At 37.2% G+C, this 20,685-nt stretch carries 16 protein-coding genes; 4 read left to right on the top strand and 12 right to left on the bottom strand.

Going from position 1 to position 20,685, the window contains the following annotated elements; genetic code table 11:
* Nucleotides 1–73: 73 nt before the first annotated feature.
* The 6 genes from MTT30_RS03530 to MTT30_RS03505 are packed head-to-tail and all read right to left on the bottom strand — an operon-like array spanning nt 74 to nt 4,924.
* Entirely contained in the window at nt 74–748 is a 675-nt protein-coding gene (locus MTT30_RS03530; RefSeq protein WP_429801005.1) for a lysophospholipid acyltransferase family protein, read from the bottom strand.
* Entirely contained in the window at nt 729–2,024 is a 1,296-nt protein-coding gene (locus tag MTT30_RS03525; RefSeq protein ID WP_429801004.1) for an SH3 domain-containing protein, read from the bottom strand. The genes MTT30_RS03530 and MTT30_RS03525 overlap by 20 nt, the downstream gene beginning before the upstream one ends.
* Complete coding sequence (gene purQ / locus MTT30_RS03520; RefSeq protein ID WP_429801003.1) at nt 2,018–2,683, bottom strand: phosphoribosylformylglycinamidine synthase I; 666 nt, start codon at nt 2,681–2,683, stop codon at nt 2,018–2,020. The genes MTT30_RS03525 and purQ overlap by 7 nt, the downstream gene beginning before the upstream one ends.
* Nucleotides 2,680–2,916 (bottom strand): phosphoribosylformylglycinamidine synthase subunit PurS, encoded by a 237-nt coding sequence (purS, locus tag MTT30_RS03515; RefSeq protein ID WP_085657331.1) that lies wholly within the window; start codon nt 2,914–2,916, stop codon nt 2,680–2,682. Before purS ends, purQ begins: the two co-directional genes overlap by 4 nt.
* A gap of 8 nt (nt 2,917–2,924) precedes the next feature.
* Nucleotides 2,925–3,635 carry a phosphoribosylaminoimidazolesuccinocarboxamide synthase gene (purC, locus tag MTT30_RS03510; RefSeq protein WP_021091373.1) on the bottom strand — a complete coding sequence of 237 codons (711 nt, stop codon included), beginning with the start codon at nt 3,633–3,635 and terminating at the stop codon, nt 2,925–2,927.
* Nucleotides 3,636–3,652: 17 nt separating this feature from the next.
* Nucleotides 3,653–4,924, bottom strand: a complete 1,272-nt coding sequence (locus MTT30_RS03505) for a S41 family peptidase (RefSeq protein ID WP_223154206.1) — start codon at nt 4,922–4,924, stop codon at nt 3,653–3,655.
* Nucleotides 4,925–5,176: 252 nt separating this feature from the next.
* Here MTT30_RS03505 and MTT30_RS03500 point away from each other — a divergent pair, with 252 nt between their 5' ends.
* A complete protein-coding gene (locus MTT30_RS03500) occupies nt 5,177–7,750 on the top strand; it encodes an ATP-dependent Clp protease ATP-binding subunit (protein WP_429801002.1) in 2,574 nt (857 codons plus the stop codon).
* Between the two features lie 105 nt (nt 7,751–7,855).
* On the opposite strand, the gene MTT30_RS03495 is transcribed toward MTT30_RS03500, so the two are convergent.
* The gene (locus MTT30_RS03495) at nt 7,856–9,394 is read right to left on the bottom strand and encodes an inorganic phosphate transporter (RefSeq protein WP_149714686.1); all 1,539 of its coding nucleotides are present in this window, start codon (nt 9,392–9,394) and stop codon (nt 7,856–7,858) included.
* A 130-nt stretch (nt 9,395–9,524) separates the two neighbouring features.
* Between MTT30_RS03495 and MTT30_RS03490 the strand changes: the two genes are divergently transcribed.
* Both MTT30_RS03490 and MTT30_RS03485 read left to right on the top strand, forming a co-directional pair.
* Nucleotides 9,525–10,427 (top strand): disulfide bond formation protein DsbA, encoded by a 903-nt coding sequence (locus tag MTT30_RS03490; RefSeq protein WP_429801001.1) that lies wholly within the window; start codon nt 9,525–9,527, stop codon nt 10,425–10,427.
* Nucleotides 10,428–10,457: 30 nt separating this feature from the next.
* The gene (locus MTT30_RS03485; protein ID WP_429801000.1) at nt 10,458–10,889 is read left to right on the top strand and encodes a GatB/YqeY domain-containing protein; all 432 of its coding nucleotides are present in this window, start codon (nt 10,458–10,460) and stop codon (nt 10,887–10,889) included.
* Nucleotides 10,890–11,395: 506 nt separating this feature from the next.
* Here the strand turns inward: MTT30_RS03485 and MTT30_RS03480 are convergent.
* From MTT30_RS03480 to MTT30_RS03460, 5 genes are read right to left on the bottom strand one after another with little or no spacing between them, the layout of a single operon-like run.
* Entirely contained in the window at nt 11,396–11,887 is a 492-nt protein-coding gene (locus MTT30_RS03480; RefSeq protein WP_429800999.1) for a flagellar protein, read from the bottom strand.
* A 4-nt stretch (nt 11,888–11,891) separates the two neighbouring features.
* Nucleotides 11,892–13,238: a TolC family protein gene (locus MTT30_RS03475; RefSeq protein WP_429800998.1), complete on the bottom strand. Its 1,347-nt coding sequence runs from the start codon at nt 13,236–13,238 to the stop codon at nt 11,892–11,894.
* Nucleotide 13,239: 1 nt separating this feature from the next.
* The gene (locus MTT30_RS03470; RefSeq protein ID WP_429800997.1) at nt 13,240–15,168 is read right to left on the bottom strand and encodes a MacB family efflux pump subunit; all 1,929 of its coding nucleotides are present in this window, start codon (nt 15,166–15,168) and stop codon (nt 13,240–13,242) included.
* Nucleotides 15,169–16,362 carry an efflux RND transporter periplasmic adaptor subunit gene (locus tag MTT30_RS03465; RefSeq protein ID WP_429800996.1) on the bottom strand — a complete coding sequence of 398 codons (1,194 nt, stop codon included), beginning with the start codon at nt 16,360–16,362 and terminating at the stop codon, nt 15,169–15,171.
* A 54-nt stretch (nt 16,363–16,416) separates the two neighbouring features.
* A complete protein-coding gene (locus tag MTT30_RS03460) occupies nt 16,417–18,450 on the bottom strand; it encodes an ATP-dependent helicase (protein WP_429800995.1) in 2,034 nt (677 codons plus the stop codon).
* Nucleotides 18,451–18,515: 65 nt separating this feature from the next.
* Here MTT30_RS03460 and pbpC point away from each other — a divergent pair, with 65 nt between their 5' ends.
* The gene (pbpC, locus tag MTT30_RS03455; RefSeq protein WP_429801805.1) at nt 18,516–20,684 is read left to right on the top strand and encodes a penicillin-binding protein 1C; all 2,169 of its coding nucleotides are present in this window, start codon (nt 18,516–18,518) and stop codon (nt 20,682–20,684) included.
* Nucleotide 20,685 lies beyond the last annotated feature (1 nt).

The raw sequence follows: 20,685 nt of genomic DNA, 5'->3' as shown, positions 1-20,685 counted from the left end.
TCTAGTATAAAGTCAAATTTTTATAGATAATGATATAGAGCAGGAGGGGCTTTGTAAATTTGCAAAGCCAAATTTATTTTCTATTTTCGTCTAGGACTTTTTGCATACTCTCTCTAGTCGCCTCTAGCCAGTTGTTTTTTGAAGTATCGACTATATCAAGACAAAAGAGCTTGATGTCTGCTTTTTTAAAGCTAAATTCTTTTACTTTCATAGCATCGCTTCCTACTATAACGATAGGTTGAACTTTTAAATTTAGCTTTTCAACAAGCATTTTAGCTCCACCTTTAAATGGTAAAAGCTTGTTAGTTTGTGATCTTGTTCCTTCAGGAAAAATAGCTAAAACACGACCATTTTCAACTCTATCTTTAGCCTCTTTTAAAAGTTTTATTAAAGAGTGCTTATTTTCACGCTCAACTGCTATCATCTTTGGCAGGCTCAAAATTTTGCCTATTATAGGAATCTTGCCGATTTGTGCCTTTGCTATCCAGCAAAGATTTTTCGGATGAACCTCTTCTAGGACAATAATGTCAAGCATGCTTTGATGATTTATGAGTAAGATATTGGCCTCATCTTTAAAATCACCAATTACTTCAAGCTTATAGCCACCAAAAAATCTTTGCGTTCTGCCCCAAAATTTTCTAATAGTTCTATTTTTCGAGTTAAAGAGCCACATAAAAAAAACCACTAAAACAACACTAAGAACGAATGTAATTGAGAATAAAAGAGCTCTAATTTTTGACAAGATCATCCTTTTTTACCCAACCGATTTTACCATCAGTAAATAAAATTTTTGAATAGTCATTTTTTGTATCTAAAATTTCAACATTTTCATTTTTGCGAGATGTGTAGAAAATAGTCGAATTTTTAGTTGGCAAAATAGAAACACTAACATCTGGTTTCAAAATAGCTTTCCCGAAAGGATTATAGGTGTAAACTCCAAGCGCTATAAAAATGGCAGCTACAAAAAAGTAGCTAAATTTTCTGCGCCAAATAGCTAGCAATATAAAAATTACCACACAAGAATAGATCGTGATATCTTTGTAGGTGCTAAATTCACTTTGTTTTGGGTTTAGTCCGATTTGTGTGCTGACATCGTCATCTTCGACACTCACTGGCAAAGAAAAGCTTTCAAATTTAGCCTTTTTTAGGTTGTAGTAGTTAAAGTCAAGCGATTTTTTATTTGGCTTAAATACTGCAAAATAATATGCACTTTGTGAGTTAAAGTCGCCATTTATCGTATCTACGCCTTGCTTTAAGATTGTCTTATTTTCTATATTAAAAGCACTTAGATCTACGTTGTTACCATAAATTTCTACAACCATGATATTGTTTATATCATCAAATTTTGTTGTCTTAAATTTCTTAACTTCAAGATTATCAGCCACGATGTGGTTATAGTTCTCATCACTTCTAAGCTCTTTTAGCTTTGGTAAAAAGATATTTATGCTAGAGTTTTGATAGTTCTCGCCATTTCTTTTTAGATCCAAGCTAACTTTTAAAGTCTTTGCATCAATGCTTGTTGCCTCAAGATAAAAAGTACCTACATATTTGTTGTCTTCGCTTTTTACCCATTGAAAATTTTTCTTATTTAACCATTTGATATTTGTTTCATCAAGCTGTGTCTCAAACTCAAACTCAAAGTCATTTTGTGTATCAGCCACTATCTCAACACTAAAAATTTCTCCTATAACAACATTTTTTGGTACGTTTGTGGCTTTTAAAAGAAGCTCTTTTACTTTGATCTTGTCATATACTTGATTGTCTGGGACGCTAATATCTGGCTCGTTTGTTGGAACGATGTTTCGCATCTGCTCTGGAGTGATACGCTCTGGCTGTGGTGATACAAATTTTCTTGAAAAATCTTGTTCTTTTGGCGGTTTTTGAGTTTTTAGATTTGAAGTAGGGCTATTTACAAATTTATCCTCCCTAGCTTCGTCCATCATGTCAAAAACGCTTACTTCGTCGGTATTTACAGCAAATAAATTTAGTACGAGTAGGGAGATAAAAAGAAAATGTTTTACCAAACTAGACCTTTTAACATCTTCATGCCATCATCTGTACCTAAAATTTTCTCACAAGCACGCTCTGGGTGAGGCATAAGACCAAAAATCTTTTTGCTCTCATCGCAAATTCCTGCTATGCTATCGACTGAGCCGTTTGGATTTGTTTCGTTACCTTTGGCATCACAGTATTTTAGTAATACTTGATCGTTGTCGTAAAGGCCTTTTAGAGTGTTTTCATCAGTATAATAGTTACCCTCGCCGTGAGCAATAGGGATATTAACTACTTCATTTTTGGCTAAATTTGCTAAGAATTTATTGTTATTTGAAATTACCTTTAGGTGGTGATATTTTGAGACGAAATTTAAATTTTCATTTCTTCTCATCGCACCCTTTAAGAGTCCAAGCTCAAGTAGCATCTGAAAACCATTGCAAATTCCTAAGATATAGCCACCTTTTTTTGCATGCTCTTTTACAGCTTGCATAGCTGGACTAAATTTGGCTATCGCAGCTGTTCTTAGATAATCTCCATAGCTAAAACCACCTGGAAGTACGACTAGATCAGCGTCAATCTTATCTTCTTTGTGCCAAATGATCTGTGTTTGGCATCCAAGCAATTTAAATGCGTGAGCTGTGTCTTCTTCGCAGTTTGTGCCAGGAAAAAGTATAATCGCTACTTTCATAACACGATCTCATAGTCTTCGATAACGGTATTTGCTAAAAGTTCTTCACACATCACTTTTAGCTGCTCGTTTGCTTTAGCTTTATCGTTCTCGTCTATGTCTAAAACAATTTGTTTGCCTATTCTGACATTTGACACACCACTAAATCCAAGAGAATTTAAAGCATGCTCCACTGCTTTGCCAGCAGGGTCAAGGACCCCACTTCTTAATGCTATATTTACAACAGCTTTCATTTTTGTCCTTACGATAAAATTCTTCTTAAAACTTCTTCGTAAGCGACTTTTACGCTACCAAGGTCTTGTCTAAATCTATCTTTGTCAAGTTTTTCATTAGTTTTAGCATCCCAGAATCTACAACTATCAGGGCTTATTTCATCGGCTAGAATGATATTGCCGTCTTTATCGATACCAAATTCTATTTTAAAATCAACTAGTTTTAGATCTCTTTCGGCAAAAAATTTAAATAATATAGAGTTGATCTCTCTTGCTGTGTGTCTTAGAGTTTGAAGATCTTTTTCGCTCTTTACTAATCCCATAATGATACAGTGCTCATCTGTTACTAATGGATCGTGCAAATCGTCGTTTTTGTAGTAAAACTCAACAAGTGTAAAAGGTAAAACCGTGCCTTCTTTTATGCCAAGTCTTTTGCTTAGTGAACCAGTTGCGATATTTCTAACAACAACTTCAAGAGGTATGATCTCACATTTTTTGACTACTTGCTCAGTGTCGCTAATAGTCTCAACTAAGTCAGTCACGATGCCTTTACTCTCCAAAAGCTTAAAAAGCTGTGTTGAAATTTTATTATTTAATGCACCTTTACCAGCTTCGTTGCCTCTTTTTTGAGCATCAAATGCTGTTAGATCGTCTTTAAATTCAGCCACAAGCAAATTTGCATCATCTGTGGCATACATTTTTTTACCTTTTCCCTCGTAAATAAGCTCTCTTTTTTGCATGGAGATCTCCTTCTAATTTATTGTTTTATTTTTAAAATTTTGATCGTATCAATTGCCGTTTTTAATTGAATATCTTCATCAACTTTTTTTTGCGTGATTATCTTTTTATCATCTTTTGCTTCAGTTTTATTGCCCTCACTTGTAGGATTTATCTTGTTTAGCTCGCTTTTTAGATGTGCTTTTAGCTCACTCTCTTTGATGCTAAATGCACTATCGTCGCTTTGTGGCACTTTACCAGGATGCACGACTACATCAGGTGTTACGCCAACTGCTTGGATAGTTCTACCACTTGGCAAATAGTATCTTGCGATGGTTAGCCTTAATGCTTCGGTGTCATCTATCGGAAGGATTACTTGAACACTTCCTTTGCCAAAGGTATTTTCGCCGATTATTACAGCACGTTTATGATCTTGAAGTGAGCCGCTTACGATCTCGCTAGCACTAGCACTTCCGCCATTTACTAGTGCAACAAGCGGCAATTTTGAAAGAGTTTTACTAGCACTTGCTTTATACTCTACATTTTCAGATGCGTCGCGACCTTTTTGAGAGACGATGACGCCGTTATCTACAAAAAGATCAACTAGATCGACAGCTTGATTTAAAAGTCCGCCAGGATTGTTTCTAAGATCAAGTATGATGCCACTTGCTTTTGGATACTCTTTGATCGCTTCTTTTACCTTTGTAACGACGTTTTTATCAAAATTTGTAACACGTACGTAAAGAATGTTGTCATTTTCTATCATTTTTGCATAGACAGACTCAACCTTTATAAGATCTCTTATAATCTTTACATCAAATGGTTTTTGCTCGCCTTTTCGTAAAATTGTGATAGTTATTGGTGTTTTTGGCTTGCCGCGCATTTTATTTACAGCTTCATCTATCGTTGTACCGATAGTAGAGTTGCCATCTATTCTTAAAATAATGTCGCCTGATTTTATACCTGCTTTATCAGCTGGAGTATCTTCTATCGGTGAAATAACGGTTAGTGCGCTATCTTTCATACCAACTGTTATACCAAGTCCACCAAATTCTCCACTTGTTTGCACCTGCATATCTTTGTAGGCTTTTTCATTTAAAAAGCTTGAGTGGGCATCTAAATTTTGCATTAAACCAGCAATGGCTTTATCGATGATCTCTTTAAATTTAATGTCATCAACATAGTATTTTTCAACGGTTGAAATTGTTTTTGTAAGCTTTGAAAGTGCTTCAAGCTTCGCACTTGCTTCGTCTTCAGTTTTAGCAAAAAGTGCATTCACTGCCACACTTGAGATGAGTAGAGCGCCAGTTATTTTTAGCGCAAAAGATCTACTAAATTTATTCAAAATTTCTCCTATAATTTTTGGCTCAATTCTATTAGCTTTTGGCTAAAAAAAGTATAAATTTAAGCTTATATTTTTGCTTTTGGATAGTTTTTGATACAAATTTATAACAGTAAATTTTAGCAATTAAATAAAAAGAGTGACAAGCATTATAAAAATACTTGACAATATAAGACTAAAGTTATATAATGGCGACCATATAAAATAATCCAAGGAGATTTAATGGCTGATATAACAGAAAATTTAACAGCTCAGATGCAAGAAACTCTTGAAAAAGGTATTAGTTTAGCGATATTTTCTAAAAATCCGCAAGTTGTTCCACTTCATATTTTTTGGGCTTTGCTTGCAGATAGCAATTCCATTTTAAACCAAGTGTTTAATAAAATGAATGTAAGTAAAGACGCTGTCGAGCTTGAAGTAAAAAGTAAAATTTCTTCACTTCCAAGTAGCTCAAACGTTACAAAAGATAACGTTTCAGTTTCAAGAGAGCTTATAAATTCTCTTGAAAATGCAAAAGCGTTGATGGTAAGCATGGGTGATAGTTACATCGCTGTTGATACATGGATCATCTCGGCTCTTGAACTTAGTGAGATCAAACAAATTTTAAGTAAATTTTGCGACATCTTAGAGATCAAAAAGAATCTTGAGAGCATAAGAGGCGGTAAAAAGATAGATAGCCAAACTGGCGATGATACTCTTGATAGCTTAGAGAAATTTGGTATCGATCTAACGCAAAAAGCGCTAAATAAAGAGCTTGATCCAGTCATCGGCCGTGATGAAGAGATCACTAGAATGATGCAAATTTTAATAAGAAAGAGCAAAAACAACCCTATCTTGCTCGGTGAGCCAGGCGTTGGTAAGACAGCCATCGTTGAGGGTCTAGCTCAAAAGATAGTCGCTCGTGATGTACCAACAAGTCTTGCAAATAAACGTGTCATCGCGCTTGATATGAGTGCAGTCGTAGCTGGAGCAAAGTATAGAGGTGAGTTTGAAGATAGGCTAAAGGCTATCATCGACGAGGTCAAAAAAGCTGGCAACATCATACTTTTTATAGATGAAATTCACACGATAGTAGGAGCAGGTGCGAGTGAGGGTGGAATGGACGCTGCAAACATCCTAAAACCAGCTCTTGCACGTGGTGAGCTTCATGCTGTTGGTGCTACGACATTAAAAGAGTATAGAAAATACTTTGAAAAAGATGCAGCACTCCAAAGACGCTTCCAACCAATAGATGTTAAAGAGCCAAGCGTAAATGAAGCTTTGCAAATTTTACGTGGCATAAAAGAGCGCCTAGAAGTTCACCATGGCATTACAATAACAGATAGTGCATTGGTTGCCGCAGCAAGGCTCAGTGATCGCTACATAGCAAACCGCTTCTTGCCAGATAAAGCGATAGACCTTATTGACGAAGCCGCAGCTGAGTTAAAAATGCAAATAGAAAGTGAGCCATATGAGCTTTCAAAGATAAAACGTGAGATCGTGACGCTTCAAGTAGAAAAAGAAGCTCTAAAGATGGAGGATGCTGAGAAAAATAAAGAAAGACTTGGCGAGATCGAAAAAGAGATAGCTGATCTAAATGAGAAAAAGCTGGCACTTGATACAAAATTTGAAAATGAAAAGGCTGTTTTTGGAGGAATTTCAAAAGCCACAAAAGAGATAGATAGCTTAAAATCACAAGCTGAAATAGCAAAAAGAAATGGCGATCTTCAAAAAGCTGCCGAGATAGAATACGGCAAAATAGCTGACGCTAAAAAGCACAAATACGAGCTTGAAGAAAAATGGGAGAGCATGAAGAAAGAGGGCGTGCTTCTTAAAAATCAAGTCGATGAAGAACTTGTGGCTGAAATTTTGAGCAAATGGACTGGAATTTCAGTTAAAAAGATGCTAACAAGCGAAAAAGAGAAATATCTGCGCATCGAAGAGCATCTAAGAGAGAGCGTTGTCGGTCAAGATGATGCACTACACGCACTTGCGCGTGCTGTTAAGAGAAACAAAGCTGGACTAAATGAGGGTCAAAGGCCGATTGGTTCATTTTTATTTCTTGGACCAACAGGCGTTGGTAAAACCCAGTCTGCTAAGGCTTTGGCTAAGTTCTTGTTTGACGATGAGAAGGCACTTATCCGCTTTGATATGAGCGAATATATGGAAAAACATAGCGTGAGCAGGCTTCTTGGTGCACCTCCAGGATATGTAGGCTACGATGAGGGCGGTCAGCTAACAGAAGCAGTTCGCAGAAGACCATACTCAGTCATACTTTTTGACGAGGTTGAAAAGGCCCACAAAGATGTATTTAACATACTTTTGGGAATTTTAGATGACGGACGTGCGACTGATAATAAAGGTGTAACGGTTGATTTTAAAAACACTATCATTATTTTAACTTCAAACATCGCTTCAAATTTCATAATGGAGCTAAAGGGCGAAGATCGTGATGTGGCTGTTAAAAACGAGCTTAAAAACTACTTTAAACCAGAGTTTTTAAATAGGCTTGATGATACTATCATTTTTAATCCTCTAAATGAGCAAGGCCTAATCTCTATCGTTGAGATCATGTTTAAAGAGCTTGAAAAAACTCTTCATAACCGCGGTATCAAGGCAATTTTGAGCGAAGAGGCTAAGAAATTTATTGCAAAAGCTGGCTTTGACATAGTTTATGGTGCAAGGCCTCTTAGAAGAGCGCTTTATGAGCTAGTTGAAGATAAGATCGCTGATATGATCTTAAAAGATGAGCTTGAAAGTGGCGATGAGATCACCATTGATAGCGATGGCGAGAAGATCATCATTAAGAAAAAATAACTTCAAATTTACTTGGCAGGTTGGATCAACTTGCCAAGCTCTCATATAAAATTTATACAAAAAATATCTAAAAAATAGGGCGGTTTTGCTATTTGAAAAATATGACTAAACGCCTAAAAATTTAGCAAGGGCAAAATAAAATATAGATGACGAGATAGCAGCGGCTGGAAGCGTGATGAGCCAAGCAAGAATGATTGGTCTTACCATTTTCCAGTTTGCATTTTTATTTACGATGCCGATACCCAAAACTGCGCCTATTAGGATATGAGTCGAGCTAACTGGTATGCCAAGCTTTGTAGCTAGAAGGATGACGATGCTTGAGGCAAGCTCTGCGCTAAAGCCAGTTGTAGGTAAAATTTCAGCTAGTTTTGAGCCGATGGTGGTGATCACCTCTTTGCCTAAAAACCAAAGTCCAACGACAAGCGAAATTCCAAAGGTTACCATTGCGATGCTAGGTATCGGTGAGCTTTCGTTTATAGAGCCAGTCTTTAGCACATCAAGCACGGCTGCAAATGGTCCAACTGCATTTGCGATGTCGTTTGCGCCGTGTGAAAACGCAAAAGATGAAGCTGTAAAAATTTGAAACCATGAAAAAATTCTATTGATGCTCTTTTCGCTATCGTTTTTGCTCATGACATTTATGATAGCAAGGCTTGCAAGATATGCTAGAGCTCCGATGACGAAGATGATCCAGATAGTTTGGATGATGCTAAAGGCTAAATTTATATGCTCCAGCCCTTTAAAAAGCATCATTGATGAGATGACCATTGCTGCAAATCCAGCGATGATCGGGATGTGCTTTTTCATCGCTTTAAAAGTGTCTATCTCTTTTTCGCTATCTTTCATGATGCGAATTTTTGAGCGGTACTCACTGTATTCAGTTGTTTCGATCTCATCCTCATCGATAACTGCGATCTTTGAAAGAGTAGCTATCTGCTCCTCGGCCGGCTTTGTTTTTAGTGCTTTTACAAAGCTTTCTTTATATGCTTTTCGCTCAGCTTTTAGAGCTTTTAGATTCATTTTAAGCTCATGTGTTGGCTCGATAATCTTACTTTTTACGTAGCCAAATATGATGTAAGACATCACGCCGCCAAGCAGTGGTGAGACGACCCAGCTTACGGCGATCCTGCCGATCTCGCTCCATGAGACCATGCTAAATGGCTCGGGATCTTTTATCATAAAACCCATGGCAAGTCCTGCGCCAACGATACCGCCAACGATCGAGTGAGTTGTCGAGACTGGCAAACCCTTTTTAGATGCATAAAATAGCCAAAGACCAGAGCTTAGAAGGGCTGAGATCATGATGATGACAAATTTCATCGGGTTTATATCGCTTGGAAATTTCACGATCTCGTTTCTAATCGTATTTGTAACCTCAGATCCTGCAAATATCGCACCACTAAGTTCAAAAATAGCGGCAATGATGAGAGCTTGCTTAAGCGTAAGAGTCTTAGCGCCAACGCTTGTGCCAAAGCTGTTTGCAACGTCATTTCCACCGATATTAAAGGCCATAAAAAGACCAAACATGCCGGCGATCAAGAATAAAAAGTAGTTATTTGTCGGGATGTATTGATAGCCCCAAACGAAAAATCCAACGCTACAAATTGCAAAAATAACAAATGCCAATAAGTTATCTCGAAGCAATCAAGCCCCCTTGTAAGGTTTTTGATAGGGATTATATCTTGAAAAATATTAAAGTTTTTAGAATTTTTCAACTTTAAATGATACTAAATTATCATATGTTAGAATCTGCAAAAATTTTTAAGGATAAATTTTGGTTATAGCGATCGATCTTGGCTCAAACACATTTCGTGTAGCACTTGTCAAAAAGGAACAAAATGGCTTTAGTAATGAGCAAATTTATGAAAATATAGTAGGAGCTGCTAGAGGGCTAAATGAAAGTGGCAAGATAGCAGATGAGTCCAAAAATAGGCTCTTTGAAGCGATAACAGAGGCTAAAAGTAAATTTGACTTTGATAAATTTAAATGCGCAGCAGTCGCGACTGAGGCTTTTAGGGTAGCATCAAATAGCGAGGAAATTTTTAGCGAGATAAGAGAAAAATTTGGTATAAATTTTCATCTAATAAATGGCAAAGCTGAAGCAAAACTTACATTTTTGGGTGTTCAAAATGCTTTTAAAAAGCTTGGAATAAATAAAAATTTTAGCGTCATTGACATCGGTGGAGCAAGCTCAGAGATCGGTGAAGATAGAAATTTTATGAGTTTTAAATTTGGCATTATTACGTTTTTTGAAAAATTTAAAACACTTGATCTGATGCAAGCAAATGCAAAAATTTATACAAAAGATGCAAGAGAATTTTTAAATAGCTTAAAAAATAAATTTATCGTGCTGACTTCTGGTGTACCAACTACTATCGCAGCGTTACGACTTGGACTTAACTACAAGAATTATAATCCAAAAAAAGTAAGCGGATTTGAGCTTAGAGATGATGATCTTGCTTGGTTTGTAGATGAACTTTTAAAGATGGATGATAAGAGCGCTGATCTGGCGGTTGGAAGAAGTAGAAAGTATCCGCTCATCGCTGGGACACTGCTCTTAAAAGAGCTACTAAGTGGGCAAAAAGCAAAATTTTTAGTTATTGACGATGGGCTTAGAGAGGGTGTTGGGGCGGCATATCTGCAAGGAAAATTTCAAGAAATTATCACAAATTTTTAGTTAATATTTCAAAAATTTAAAGGAGAGAAAATGAGCATAAGAGAGCAAATTTTAGCCAACATAAAAGAGGCTATGAAGGCAAAAGATGAGTTTAAAAGAGATACTTTAAGAACGCTAAATGCAGCACTTAAGCAAGTTGAAGTCGATCAAAGGATTGAAATGACTGATGAAGTGGTACTTCCACTACTTCAAAAGGAGATCAAAAAGAGGGCTGACTCAGTTGGGCTTTATATAAAAGGCGCTAGGGAGGATTTGGCTAAAAAAGAGCAGGGCGAGATTGAGCTCATTAAGGCATATTTGCCAGCACAACTAAGTGATGAAGAGCTTAAAGAAAAAATAAAAAAGATTATTGAAAGAGTTGGTAAAAATTTAGGTGCTGTAATGAAAATGGCAAAAGATGAGATCGGAGCAAGTGCTGAAGCAAAACGCATAAGTATGATCGCAAAAGAGCTTTTGGCTTAAAATCTACAATCTTATAAAACTTCTAATTTTGAAAACTTACTTCTAAATGTTGTAAGTTTTCAAAAAATCAAATACGACTTTCATTTTAAAAAGATATATAAAAGCATAATACTTATATGAATATGTTAAAAGGTAAAATACAAGCTTTTTTATATATTTGTATTGAAAACTGTAATTTTCAAATTGTTATTTTAGTTTTCTTATTTTTTCTTTTAAATGAATTTAAATATTGATTTATAGGCTTATTTTGGATTTTATCTTTTGTATGATTTTAATTTATCCATTAAATTTGACATAAAAATATTTGTAAGAAAATTAGTTAAATTTTACACTTTTCAAAAAATGTGAAATTTGTATTTATCTTATATATAACTTAAAATTTGATCTACCATATTTTGAAAAAGTGAGCAAGAGCTATCTTTGTAGTTTGTGGTTCTTGCTTTTAAGTGCAGAGCACTAACCTTGCAAAAACTGCAATAAATGTACATAAAGCGCTCGCTCAAGAATTAAATTTTATCGTCAAAAAGTGTGCGGATATCCAGTGTGTAATTTTTAGGCATAAAGATCGGCGAGTCTAAAATTTCAAGCAAGCCATCATCAAATGAGAGAAATTCCACTACTCTTTTGCACCTATTATCAGTTTTTATGCTCATATCGGCTAGGTGCACTACCTTTACGATCTGCATTTTATCTGCCGTCCATTCAGAAAAAGCTAGAAATTTAGAGTCCTCTGAAAACAAAAAGCAAGCAGTCGCTCTTTCGCTAAGTAAAATTTGGTGGGTGATGTCATCTTTGACTAAATTTTGATCCAAATTTGATAGTCTTTTTTCGTGGTTTGAAGGCTCATTTTTTAATTTTAGACAGTGCTTGCTATTTATAAAAAGTCGTAGCTCGCCAAGGGTTGGAGCGCCCATAGCGACCTCACAGCCTTCAAATTTGGCGCTAAATTTGCCATCACTGCTACACGCATTTGCCTCATAGTCCCAAGCCGAGCTCATAAATTTACCTATTAAATTTGCCTGCCATGGCTTTGTAGATATTTAGCTCGTCTTGTAAAAGCGTGTATTTTGCTTTTAATAGCCCTATTTTAGCCTCTAGCTCGCTGTTTTTAGCCTCCAAAAACTGCTTTAGCTCGACTTTGCCGTAGGAGTATTTTAGCTCGTAAATTTTTGAAATTTCCTCGTAGTTTTTTATCTGTTCTTGGTAGTTAGCAAGTAGCGCTTCGTCGTTTAGGTAGCCTTTGTAAAATGCGTCTATCTCGTTTAATGCGCTATTTAGAGTACTTATGTAGTTTAGCTTTGCAAGCTCGAAATTTGCCTCGCTAACCTTTAAATTTGACTTTAGCTTGTGGTAGTTTAAAAATGGTAAATTCAGAGCTATGTTGCCATTTAGAAATTTAAGGCTAAAGGCTTCCTCTTTTTTGTCGGTGCTGCTTTTAAGGCTGGCTCCTAGCGTGATGCTTGGATAAAACTCTTTTTGGCTCGCTTTGTAGTTTAAGATGCCCTCTTCTATGCGGTAAATGGCCGCTCTTAGATCAGGGCGGTTTGCTATGGCGCTTGTTGGCACATCTAGATCAACGCCCACTTTTTTTACAGGGCTTAGCGTGAGTCCTTCAAATTTAAGCTCAAAATCCGGCCTCTCATTTAGTAAAATTCTAAGAGTTTTTTTAGCTGTCACAAGCTCTTTTTTGGCGCTTTCTATCTTATTTTGAGTGCTTAAAAGCTGTGAGTTTATCTGTTTTAGGCTTAACGCTTCCTCTTTGCCAAGCTTAAATTTAAGCCCAATTATCTTATTTAGCTCGTTATAAATTTCTAAAATTTGCTCATAAGTTTTTATGCTCTCGTTTAGATATAAAATTTGAAAATAAGCGTCTACCACGGAGTTTATCACACTTAGCTTGCCAGCTTCTAGGTCAAATTTAGTAGCCTCAGCCTCAAACATCGCTGCGTCTTTGCTATTTGCTAGCTTTTGCCAAAGATCAAGCTCGTAGCTAAGCCCTATGCTTGAACCAAAATTCCTACTATAAGTGCCGCCCTCTTTTATATTTTTGCTACTTCCAGCCTCGATGCCAGCGTTAAAGCTTGGGATGAGATTTGCCTGCAAAACGCCAGCTTGAGCAAGCGCTTTATTTACGTTTATTGCTGCTTTTGTAAGGTCTGTGTTATTTTTAAGCGCAAGTTCTACAAGCTCATCAAGATAGCTTTGATGATACTCTTTCCACCAAGATGTGTTTAAATTTAGCTCCCTGCTGGCATTATCTTCAAGTAAAATTTGCTTATAGTTTTCATCTATGTTTTTAACGGCGCAGCCGCTTAAAACAAGTACTAAAGCTAGGCTTAGAAATTTCATATTACTCCCTTGAAAGCGCTTCTATTGGATTTAGTTTTGAGGCATTTTTAGCTGGCATGTAGCCAAAGATGATACCAATAGCCATCGACGTAACAAGCGCAAGCACGATCGAGCCATTTGAAAAGATCATGCTAAAGCCATCTAAAAAGTTGTTAAAGATGTAGCCGATCGCGTAAGAAAAGGCTATACCAATAGCTCCGCCAATTAAGCAAAGTAGCACCGCCTCTATCAAAAACTGCTGCAAGATGTTGCTCTGTCTGGCTCCTATTGCCATTTTGATGCCTATCTCTTTGGTGCGCTCGGTGACCGAGACTAGCATGATATTCATCACGCCTATGCCACCAACCACTAGCGATACGACGGCGATACTTGATATTAGAAGGCGCATGGTTGAGATCGTCTCTTCGATAGTCTGCTTGATGCTATCAGAATTTCTTGTAAAGAAGTCTTTTTTGCCGTGTTTTATCGTTAAAAGATCGGTTAGGCTCTTTTCTGCGATCTGAGCATTTACACTCTCATTTACTTTTACGGTTATTGAGCTAATAAATTTATCGCCCGTTATCTTATTTATCACAGTCGTGTATGGAGCATAAATTTTAAGTGAGCTAGCATCGCCGACTTTAAACTCATCTTTTTGCAAAACGCCTATAATGCGAAGTGGCTTTTTGTTAAAAAGAATAATCTTACCGATCGGATCTTCGTTTTTAAATATACTGTTTTTGGTATTTTGATCTATTAGTGTGACAGAATCTGAGTTTAAAACCTCGTCCTCATCGTAAATTCTTCCCTTTTCTAGCTTTAGTCCATTTACATCAAAGCTCCCTACTCCACCGCCTTTTAATGTCGCTGTTAAGGAGATATTTTCATATGTTAGTACGCCTGAAGTACTTGTGTTTGGAGTGACTGAGTCAAGAAACGACTGCTTTGAGAGCATATTTGCGTCACTTATAGAGAGCGTTTTTACCCTGCTCGAGAGCATGTCGCCAAAGCCTTTTCCTGGCATTATGTCGATCGTATTTGTGCCGATCTTTCTGATGCCAGCTAAAATTTGCTCCTGTGAGCCTTTGCCAAGAGCTACGACGCTAATGACCGCCGTGATGCCAATTATAATGCCAAGCATCGTTAAAAGCGATCTTAATTTATGAGCTAGCATCGCATTTACCGACATTTTAAAGCTTTCAATTAGCTGATCTTTATAGTAGGTAAATTTGCTTTTTTCTGGCTGAGTTTGCTTTTTGGCCTCAAAAATTTCACTATTTCTTACATTATCACTTACGATGTTGCCATCTTTTATCTCGATCACACGACTCGCGTACTCGGCGATCTTTGGATCGTGCGTAACGATGATGATAGTGTGACCTTTTTTATAAAGATCAACTAAAATTTCCATCACTCTAAGACCACTTTTGCTATCAAGCGCTCCTGTTGGCTCGTCAGCCAAGATAATCTCGCCGCCATTCATCAGTGCCCTTGCTATGGAGACCCTTTGCTGCTGTCCGCCTGAGAGTTTATTTGGTAAATTTTTAGCCTTTTCGCTAAGGCCAAGAGAGTCTAAAATCTCCATCCCTCTTTTTTCTCGCTCGCTCTTGTTTGCACCTGCGTAGATGCTTGGAAGTGCAACGTTTTCAAGGGCGTTCATCGTGCTAAGAAGGTTATATCTTTGAAAGATAAAGCCAAATTTATCTCGTCTAAGCTTAGCAAGCGAGTCGCTATCAAATTTTGATATATCTTTGCCATCTAACAGGTACTGCCCGCCACTTGGGCTATCAAGGCAGCCAAGGATATTCATAAGTGTTGATTTGCCAGAGCCAGATTGACCGATGATAGCTATAAATTCACCCTTTTTTATCTCTAAATTTATGCCATGAAGAATTTCTATCTCATTATCGCCTAGCTTAAAGCTTTTTGTGATATTTTTTAGACTTATCACTTAAAACTTCTTATTTTCTTTTTCGATCATCTTGGCTATTTCGCTTGCTGAGCCTTGTGATGTGATGATCTCATCACCCTCATTTACGCCACTAATTATTTGCGTATCGAGGTTGTCTTTTATGCCAGTTTTGACCGCTGTTTTTACAGCTTTGCCATCTTTTAAAATATAGACAAATGTGCCGTTTTCATCTCTTTTGATACCGATGCTTGGCACGATGATAGCATCCTTTACGTTTGCTATTAAGAGTTCATTTTGCGTTGTCATGCCTATTCTTAAAATTTTATCTTTATTTTCAACTATGCTTTGAGCATAATAATAAACAGCTGAGTTGCTTGAAGTGCTTGAGCTTGTGGATTTGCTACTACTGCTAGAGCCGTAGCTACCATCGCTTAATGTCGTTAAACCAGGGTCGATCGAACTAACCGTCGTTTGAAATTTTTTCGTTGGCTCAGATAGGATCGAGTACTCAACTGGCGTACCAACCTTTATCTTCGTGATGTCGCCCTCGGCTATTTGCATCTTCATCTTGACATAGCTAAGATCTGCGATCTTTACGATAGTTGGCGTAGTTTGATTAGCATTTACAGTCTGTCCCTCTTCGACCTGCACGCTTACTATTATTCCATCTCTTGGCGCGGTGATCTTTGTGTAGCCTAAATTTATCTTAGCAGTGCTTAGCTCGATATTTGTCTGCTTTATCTGAGCTTCGAGCTCCTTTATCTTGGCGCTATTTGCGCTATAAGTATTTTTTGCGCTTTCAAATTCTTGTTTTGAAGTGGCGTTTTTGGCAAAAAGTGCATTTTCTCTATCAAACTGCGTTTTAGAGATATTTAGAGCCACTTTTGCGCTTTCTAGCTGGGCTTTGTAGATAGCAAGCTGTGCCTCTTTATTATCGATGCTATTTTGCTGTGTCGAGCTATCGATACTTGCGATCATATCACCTTTTTTTACCTGATCTCCAAGCTTAACGTATAGCTTTTTTATCTGGCCGCTCACCTGCGCACCCACATCAACTAGTTCGGTAGCGAAAATTTCTCCAGTCGCATCGACTTTTTTACTAAATGAACCTTTCTTTGCCTTTTTGGTGATAAATTCCACCTTTTCATCTTTTATCTTAAAAAAATTATCATAGATAAAATATCCACCGACGCCTAAAATAAGCAGGATTATTAAAATTTTAGATTTTTTCATCGCTTCTCTTTGTAAAAAATTAGTCAATTTTACTTAATAAGATTAAAATTCTCTTTAAACTTCCTCTTTTGCCATGCCAGCCTCTATCAAAAACCTACTTGGCTGATAATTCACCTTCTTTATCTTGTCGTATTTTGCATAACTTAGATATAGCTCATCTTTTGCTCTGGTCACTGCTACGTAAAAGAGTCGCCTCTCCTCTTCTAGGCTGCCACCCATGCTCATTAGTTTTAAATTTGGAAAGCGGTTTTGCGCGAGATCGACGATAAAAACTTGGTCAAACTCAAGCCCTTTACTCGCATGCACACTAAGTAAGCTAACGCCCTGCCCTTCGCTCATCTCGTTGCTTCCAAGGGCTAAGAAGTTATAAAATTTACTGATATCTTGATACTTTTTAGCTAGCTCGCTTAGCACCACGCTCTTTGCCATTATGCGCTCTTTAACCTCTTCTTTAAGTGCCAGATCGACATTGCCATTTTTTAGAGTTGCCCTTTTTGTGCTGATATTTTCGACGATGAGAGAGTAAATTTTGCTAGTTTTTATCTCATTTATCATCGTGGCTGGCTTTGTGATATTTCTCATGCCTCTTAAAAAGTTGTAAATTTCATATAAAAACTGCGCCCCACTCTCGCTTAGCTTTTGTAGTTTTAGCACTGGATGGCCTAGGAATTTATCACTAAAGCCAAGCTTAGAAAACCTTGAAACTTCGGCAAATTCGTCAAGATCGTCAAAAAGGCCAAGCTGGTAGTTTCGCCTTTTGTTTGATGAGATATTTACGCTCTCATCTGGCTCAACTATCCCTTTTATCAAATTTCCATGCCCAAGCTTAAGCAGCGCGTCAAAAATTTCTTTGCTAACTGCGCTTCCAACGCCTTTTGCGTATTCGCAGATGTGGATAAATGCCATTATATCTTTTGGATTGACATAAATTCCCATGATGTCGATGAGCGCCTTGATCTCACGGCTCTCAAAGAAGCTCACCCCGCCCTTTCGCTTTGAGCCAATACCTCGCTCTTTTAGTGCGACCTCGATGCCATCAGCTGATGAGTTATTTCTAAAAATTATGGCGATATTTTCTCTATTAAATGGCGAGAGCGAGATGATATCAGCGATGTTTTGATACTGATCAAAAAGCTCGTTATAAACAAGCAGCCTTGGGGGCTTGAAATTTCCCTCGCGACTAACTGTGAGGTGCTTTTCATAAAGCCTTGGGTTGTTATTTATGACCTTATTTGCAAGGGCAAGTATGCTCGAGCTTGAGCGGTAATTTACATTTAAAGCGTAGATATTTGCGTTTGGAAAGCGGTCTTTAAATGAGCCTATTATCTCGATATTTGCGCCATTAAATGCGTAAATACTCTGGTCAAAATCGCCCACGCAAAAGAGGCTTTTTGTCTTAAATGCGTCTATGAGGCTACCTTGAAGTGTGTTTGTATCTTGATACTCGTCGATCAAAATTTCATCATAAGCTAAATTTGCCCCTTTTTTTAGCTCGTCGCGCATTTTTATGAGAAGATCGTTAAAGTCAGCGTAGGCAAATTTAGCCTTTTCAGCCTCAAACTCCTCTAAAACATCTTCATAAATTTCAGCGTAAACGCCCTGCTCTTCGCTCTTATCGCTTATCCACTTACCAAAAGTAGTGCCTTGCTCGCTATTTTGAAATAGCGAGTAAAGATCGTATAGATAGGCTCCGCCGTAAGGCTTGACGTCGCTTAAATGGTAAAATTTACGCCTCTCAACAAGACTTTTTAAAAGCGTCTTTAGCTCGCTTGGCTGCTTTAGCGTGACGCCTTTATCAAGGCTTTTTAAAAGCGAAAATGAGACCGAGTGGAAGGTGCCTGCGGTGATTTTGGAGGTGACTTGTTTATCAAAATACCTATTTAGTCGCTCTATCATCTCGCTGGCTGCTTTGTTAGTGAATGTTAGAAGTAAAATTTTCTCTGGTTTTACGCCTAAATTTAGCAGATGAGCGATGCGCGCGACTATGGTGCTAGTCTTGCCAGTGCCAGCTGAAGCGATGATGAGATTGTGTCCAAATGGCGCAGTTGCGGCGGTATATTGTTCTTTGTTTAACCTAGATAAGGGCATTGTTTCCTCTTTTTTAAAAAGGCCTAATTATAGCTACTTAAACTTTAACAGCTATAATCATGCAAATGAAAAAACTTAAATTTCTAAAATTTATTGCCCTATTTTTGGCTCTATTGGTTGCTATTTTTTTGATATTAGATCAAATTTATCCACTAAATTTAGATGCACTTAAAAAAGATGAAGCCAAAATTTTGCTTGACAAAAATGGCAATATTATAAACATGAAGCTTAGCAGCGACGGAATTTGGAGATTTCACGAGCAAAGCTTCCCAAATTCACTAAAACAAAGCGTCGTTCTCTTTGAGGATAGATACTTTTACTACCATTTTGGGGTAAATTTTGCCTCCATTTTTAGAGCATTTTTTCACAACCTAAGAAGCGACAACCGCATAGGTGCGAGCACTATCACGATGCAAGTAGCTAGGATGCTTGAGCCAAGTGATCGAAGCTATAAAAATAAGGTAAAAGAAATTTTTAGAGCCTTGCAGCTTGAGCTTCATTTTAGCAAGGATGAAATTTTAAATTTTTATCTAAATTTAGCCCCATATGGCGGCAATATCGAGGGTGCAAAGGCGGCTAGCTTTTTTTATTTCGGCAAAGAGCTAAACGAGCTAAGCTACGCTCAGGCCGCGCTTTTAAGCACGATACCCAAAAATCCAAATAAAAATAGACTAGACCGCGTCTCAAACATAAACGCCCTAAAAAACAGGGTTATAAAGATGCTTTATAAGGCAAATTTAATCGATCTTAGCGCATTTAAAAGAGCGCAGGCTGAGCCATTTAAAAATGTAAGGGCAAAAGCCATCGTAACAGCGGAAGATTATGCAAATGTCGCTTTTAAAAACCAAATTTCAAAGGTGAGTTTGGATCTAAATTTGCAAAAAGATATGCTTAAAATTTTAAAAGATACGATGTTTTCGCTAAAGGCTAAAAATGCAAACAATGCCGCTGCCGTGGTCATTGATAATAAAAAAATGAGTGTCGTAGCCTTCATAGGCTCACATGATGAGCATGCGCGTGACGGCAAAAACTCAGCCCTAAATATGAAGCGAAACACTGGCAGCACGCTAAAGCCTTTTATCTACTCACTTGCGCTTGATAGTGGGCTTATAACGCCAAATTCGCAGTTAATAGACACGCAAATTTATATAAAAGAGTATGCTCCAAAGAATTTTAGTAATGATTTTTTAGGTATCGTAAGCGCGAAAGATGCTCTAAATTTTAGTCTAAATATTCCGGTTATAAATTTAAACTTAAAGCTAAAAGAGAACTCACTTTATGAGCTACTCGAAAAGGTAAATTTAGTAGATGAAAATAAGGAGTATTATGGAGCTTCTATAACGCTTGGAAGTGCTGAAATGAGCCTGCTTGATCTTGCTCATCTTTATACTATTTATGCAAATGACGGCATTTATAGGCCTCTTGAGTTTGCTGGCAAAAACTACAAAAATGAAGAGAAAAATGTAACTCTAATCTCGCCTCAAAGTGCCTATTTAACCGCTAAAATGCTAAGCGAAGCCTCAAGGTCATATCTAAAAAATGCTTGGCAGTACGCCCAAAATACGCCAAAGATCGCTTTTAAAACAGGAACAAGCGCAAACTCACGTGATCTTTATGCCATAGGCGTTGATGAAAATTACACAATTGCTATTTGGATTGGAAATTTTAATGCCAGCAAAACTGATAAATTAACAGGACTAAATGACGTATCAAAGAGTCTTTTTGATATGTTTAAGATAATCGCTCAAAAAGAGAAGTTAAGATTTATGAGTGAGCCAGATGGCATAGAAAAGCTACCAACCTGCCTTGATGCCTTTAACTATGAAAAGTGTAAAAAAATGGTACTTGATGATAGGATAAAGGGTGTAGATTTAAAGGATAAGTGCGAAAGTTTAAGGGGCGAAGAGCTTGATTTTTTGGTTAAAAATGAGCTTTTGGATAAAGATGAGATACAAAAAAGTCCTTGCGCTAAAATTTTTAAAGATAAAAAGCCAGTTTTTGCCTATCCGTATGACAATGAAGAGATAGTGACAGATGAAAATATTACACAAGTTATGGTAAAATGCTACGCGTTTTTAGGCGATGAAATTTACCTAAAAATAGATGATTTGAACTTTTCTAAGATAGAAAATGCAAGCGAAAAAAAGTTTGATCTAACTCTTGGCGAGCACAGCATAAAATGCCTTGATCAAAACTCAAATCAAAGTGAAATAACAATAAAAATAAGGAGATAAA

The sequence above is a fragment of the Campylobacter concisus genome (assembly GCF_050447445.1).
Taxonomy (GTDB): domain Bacteria; phylum Campylobacterota; class Campylobacteria; order Campylobacterales; family Campylobacteraceae; genus Campylobacter_A; species Campylobacter_A concisus_BI.
Note: the sequence above shows the minus strand (reverse complement) of the source record. Positions and strands in the feature narration are given on the sequence as shown.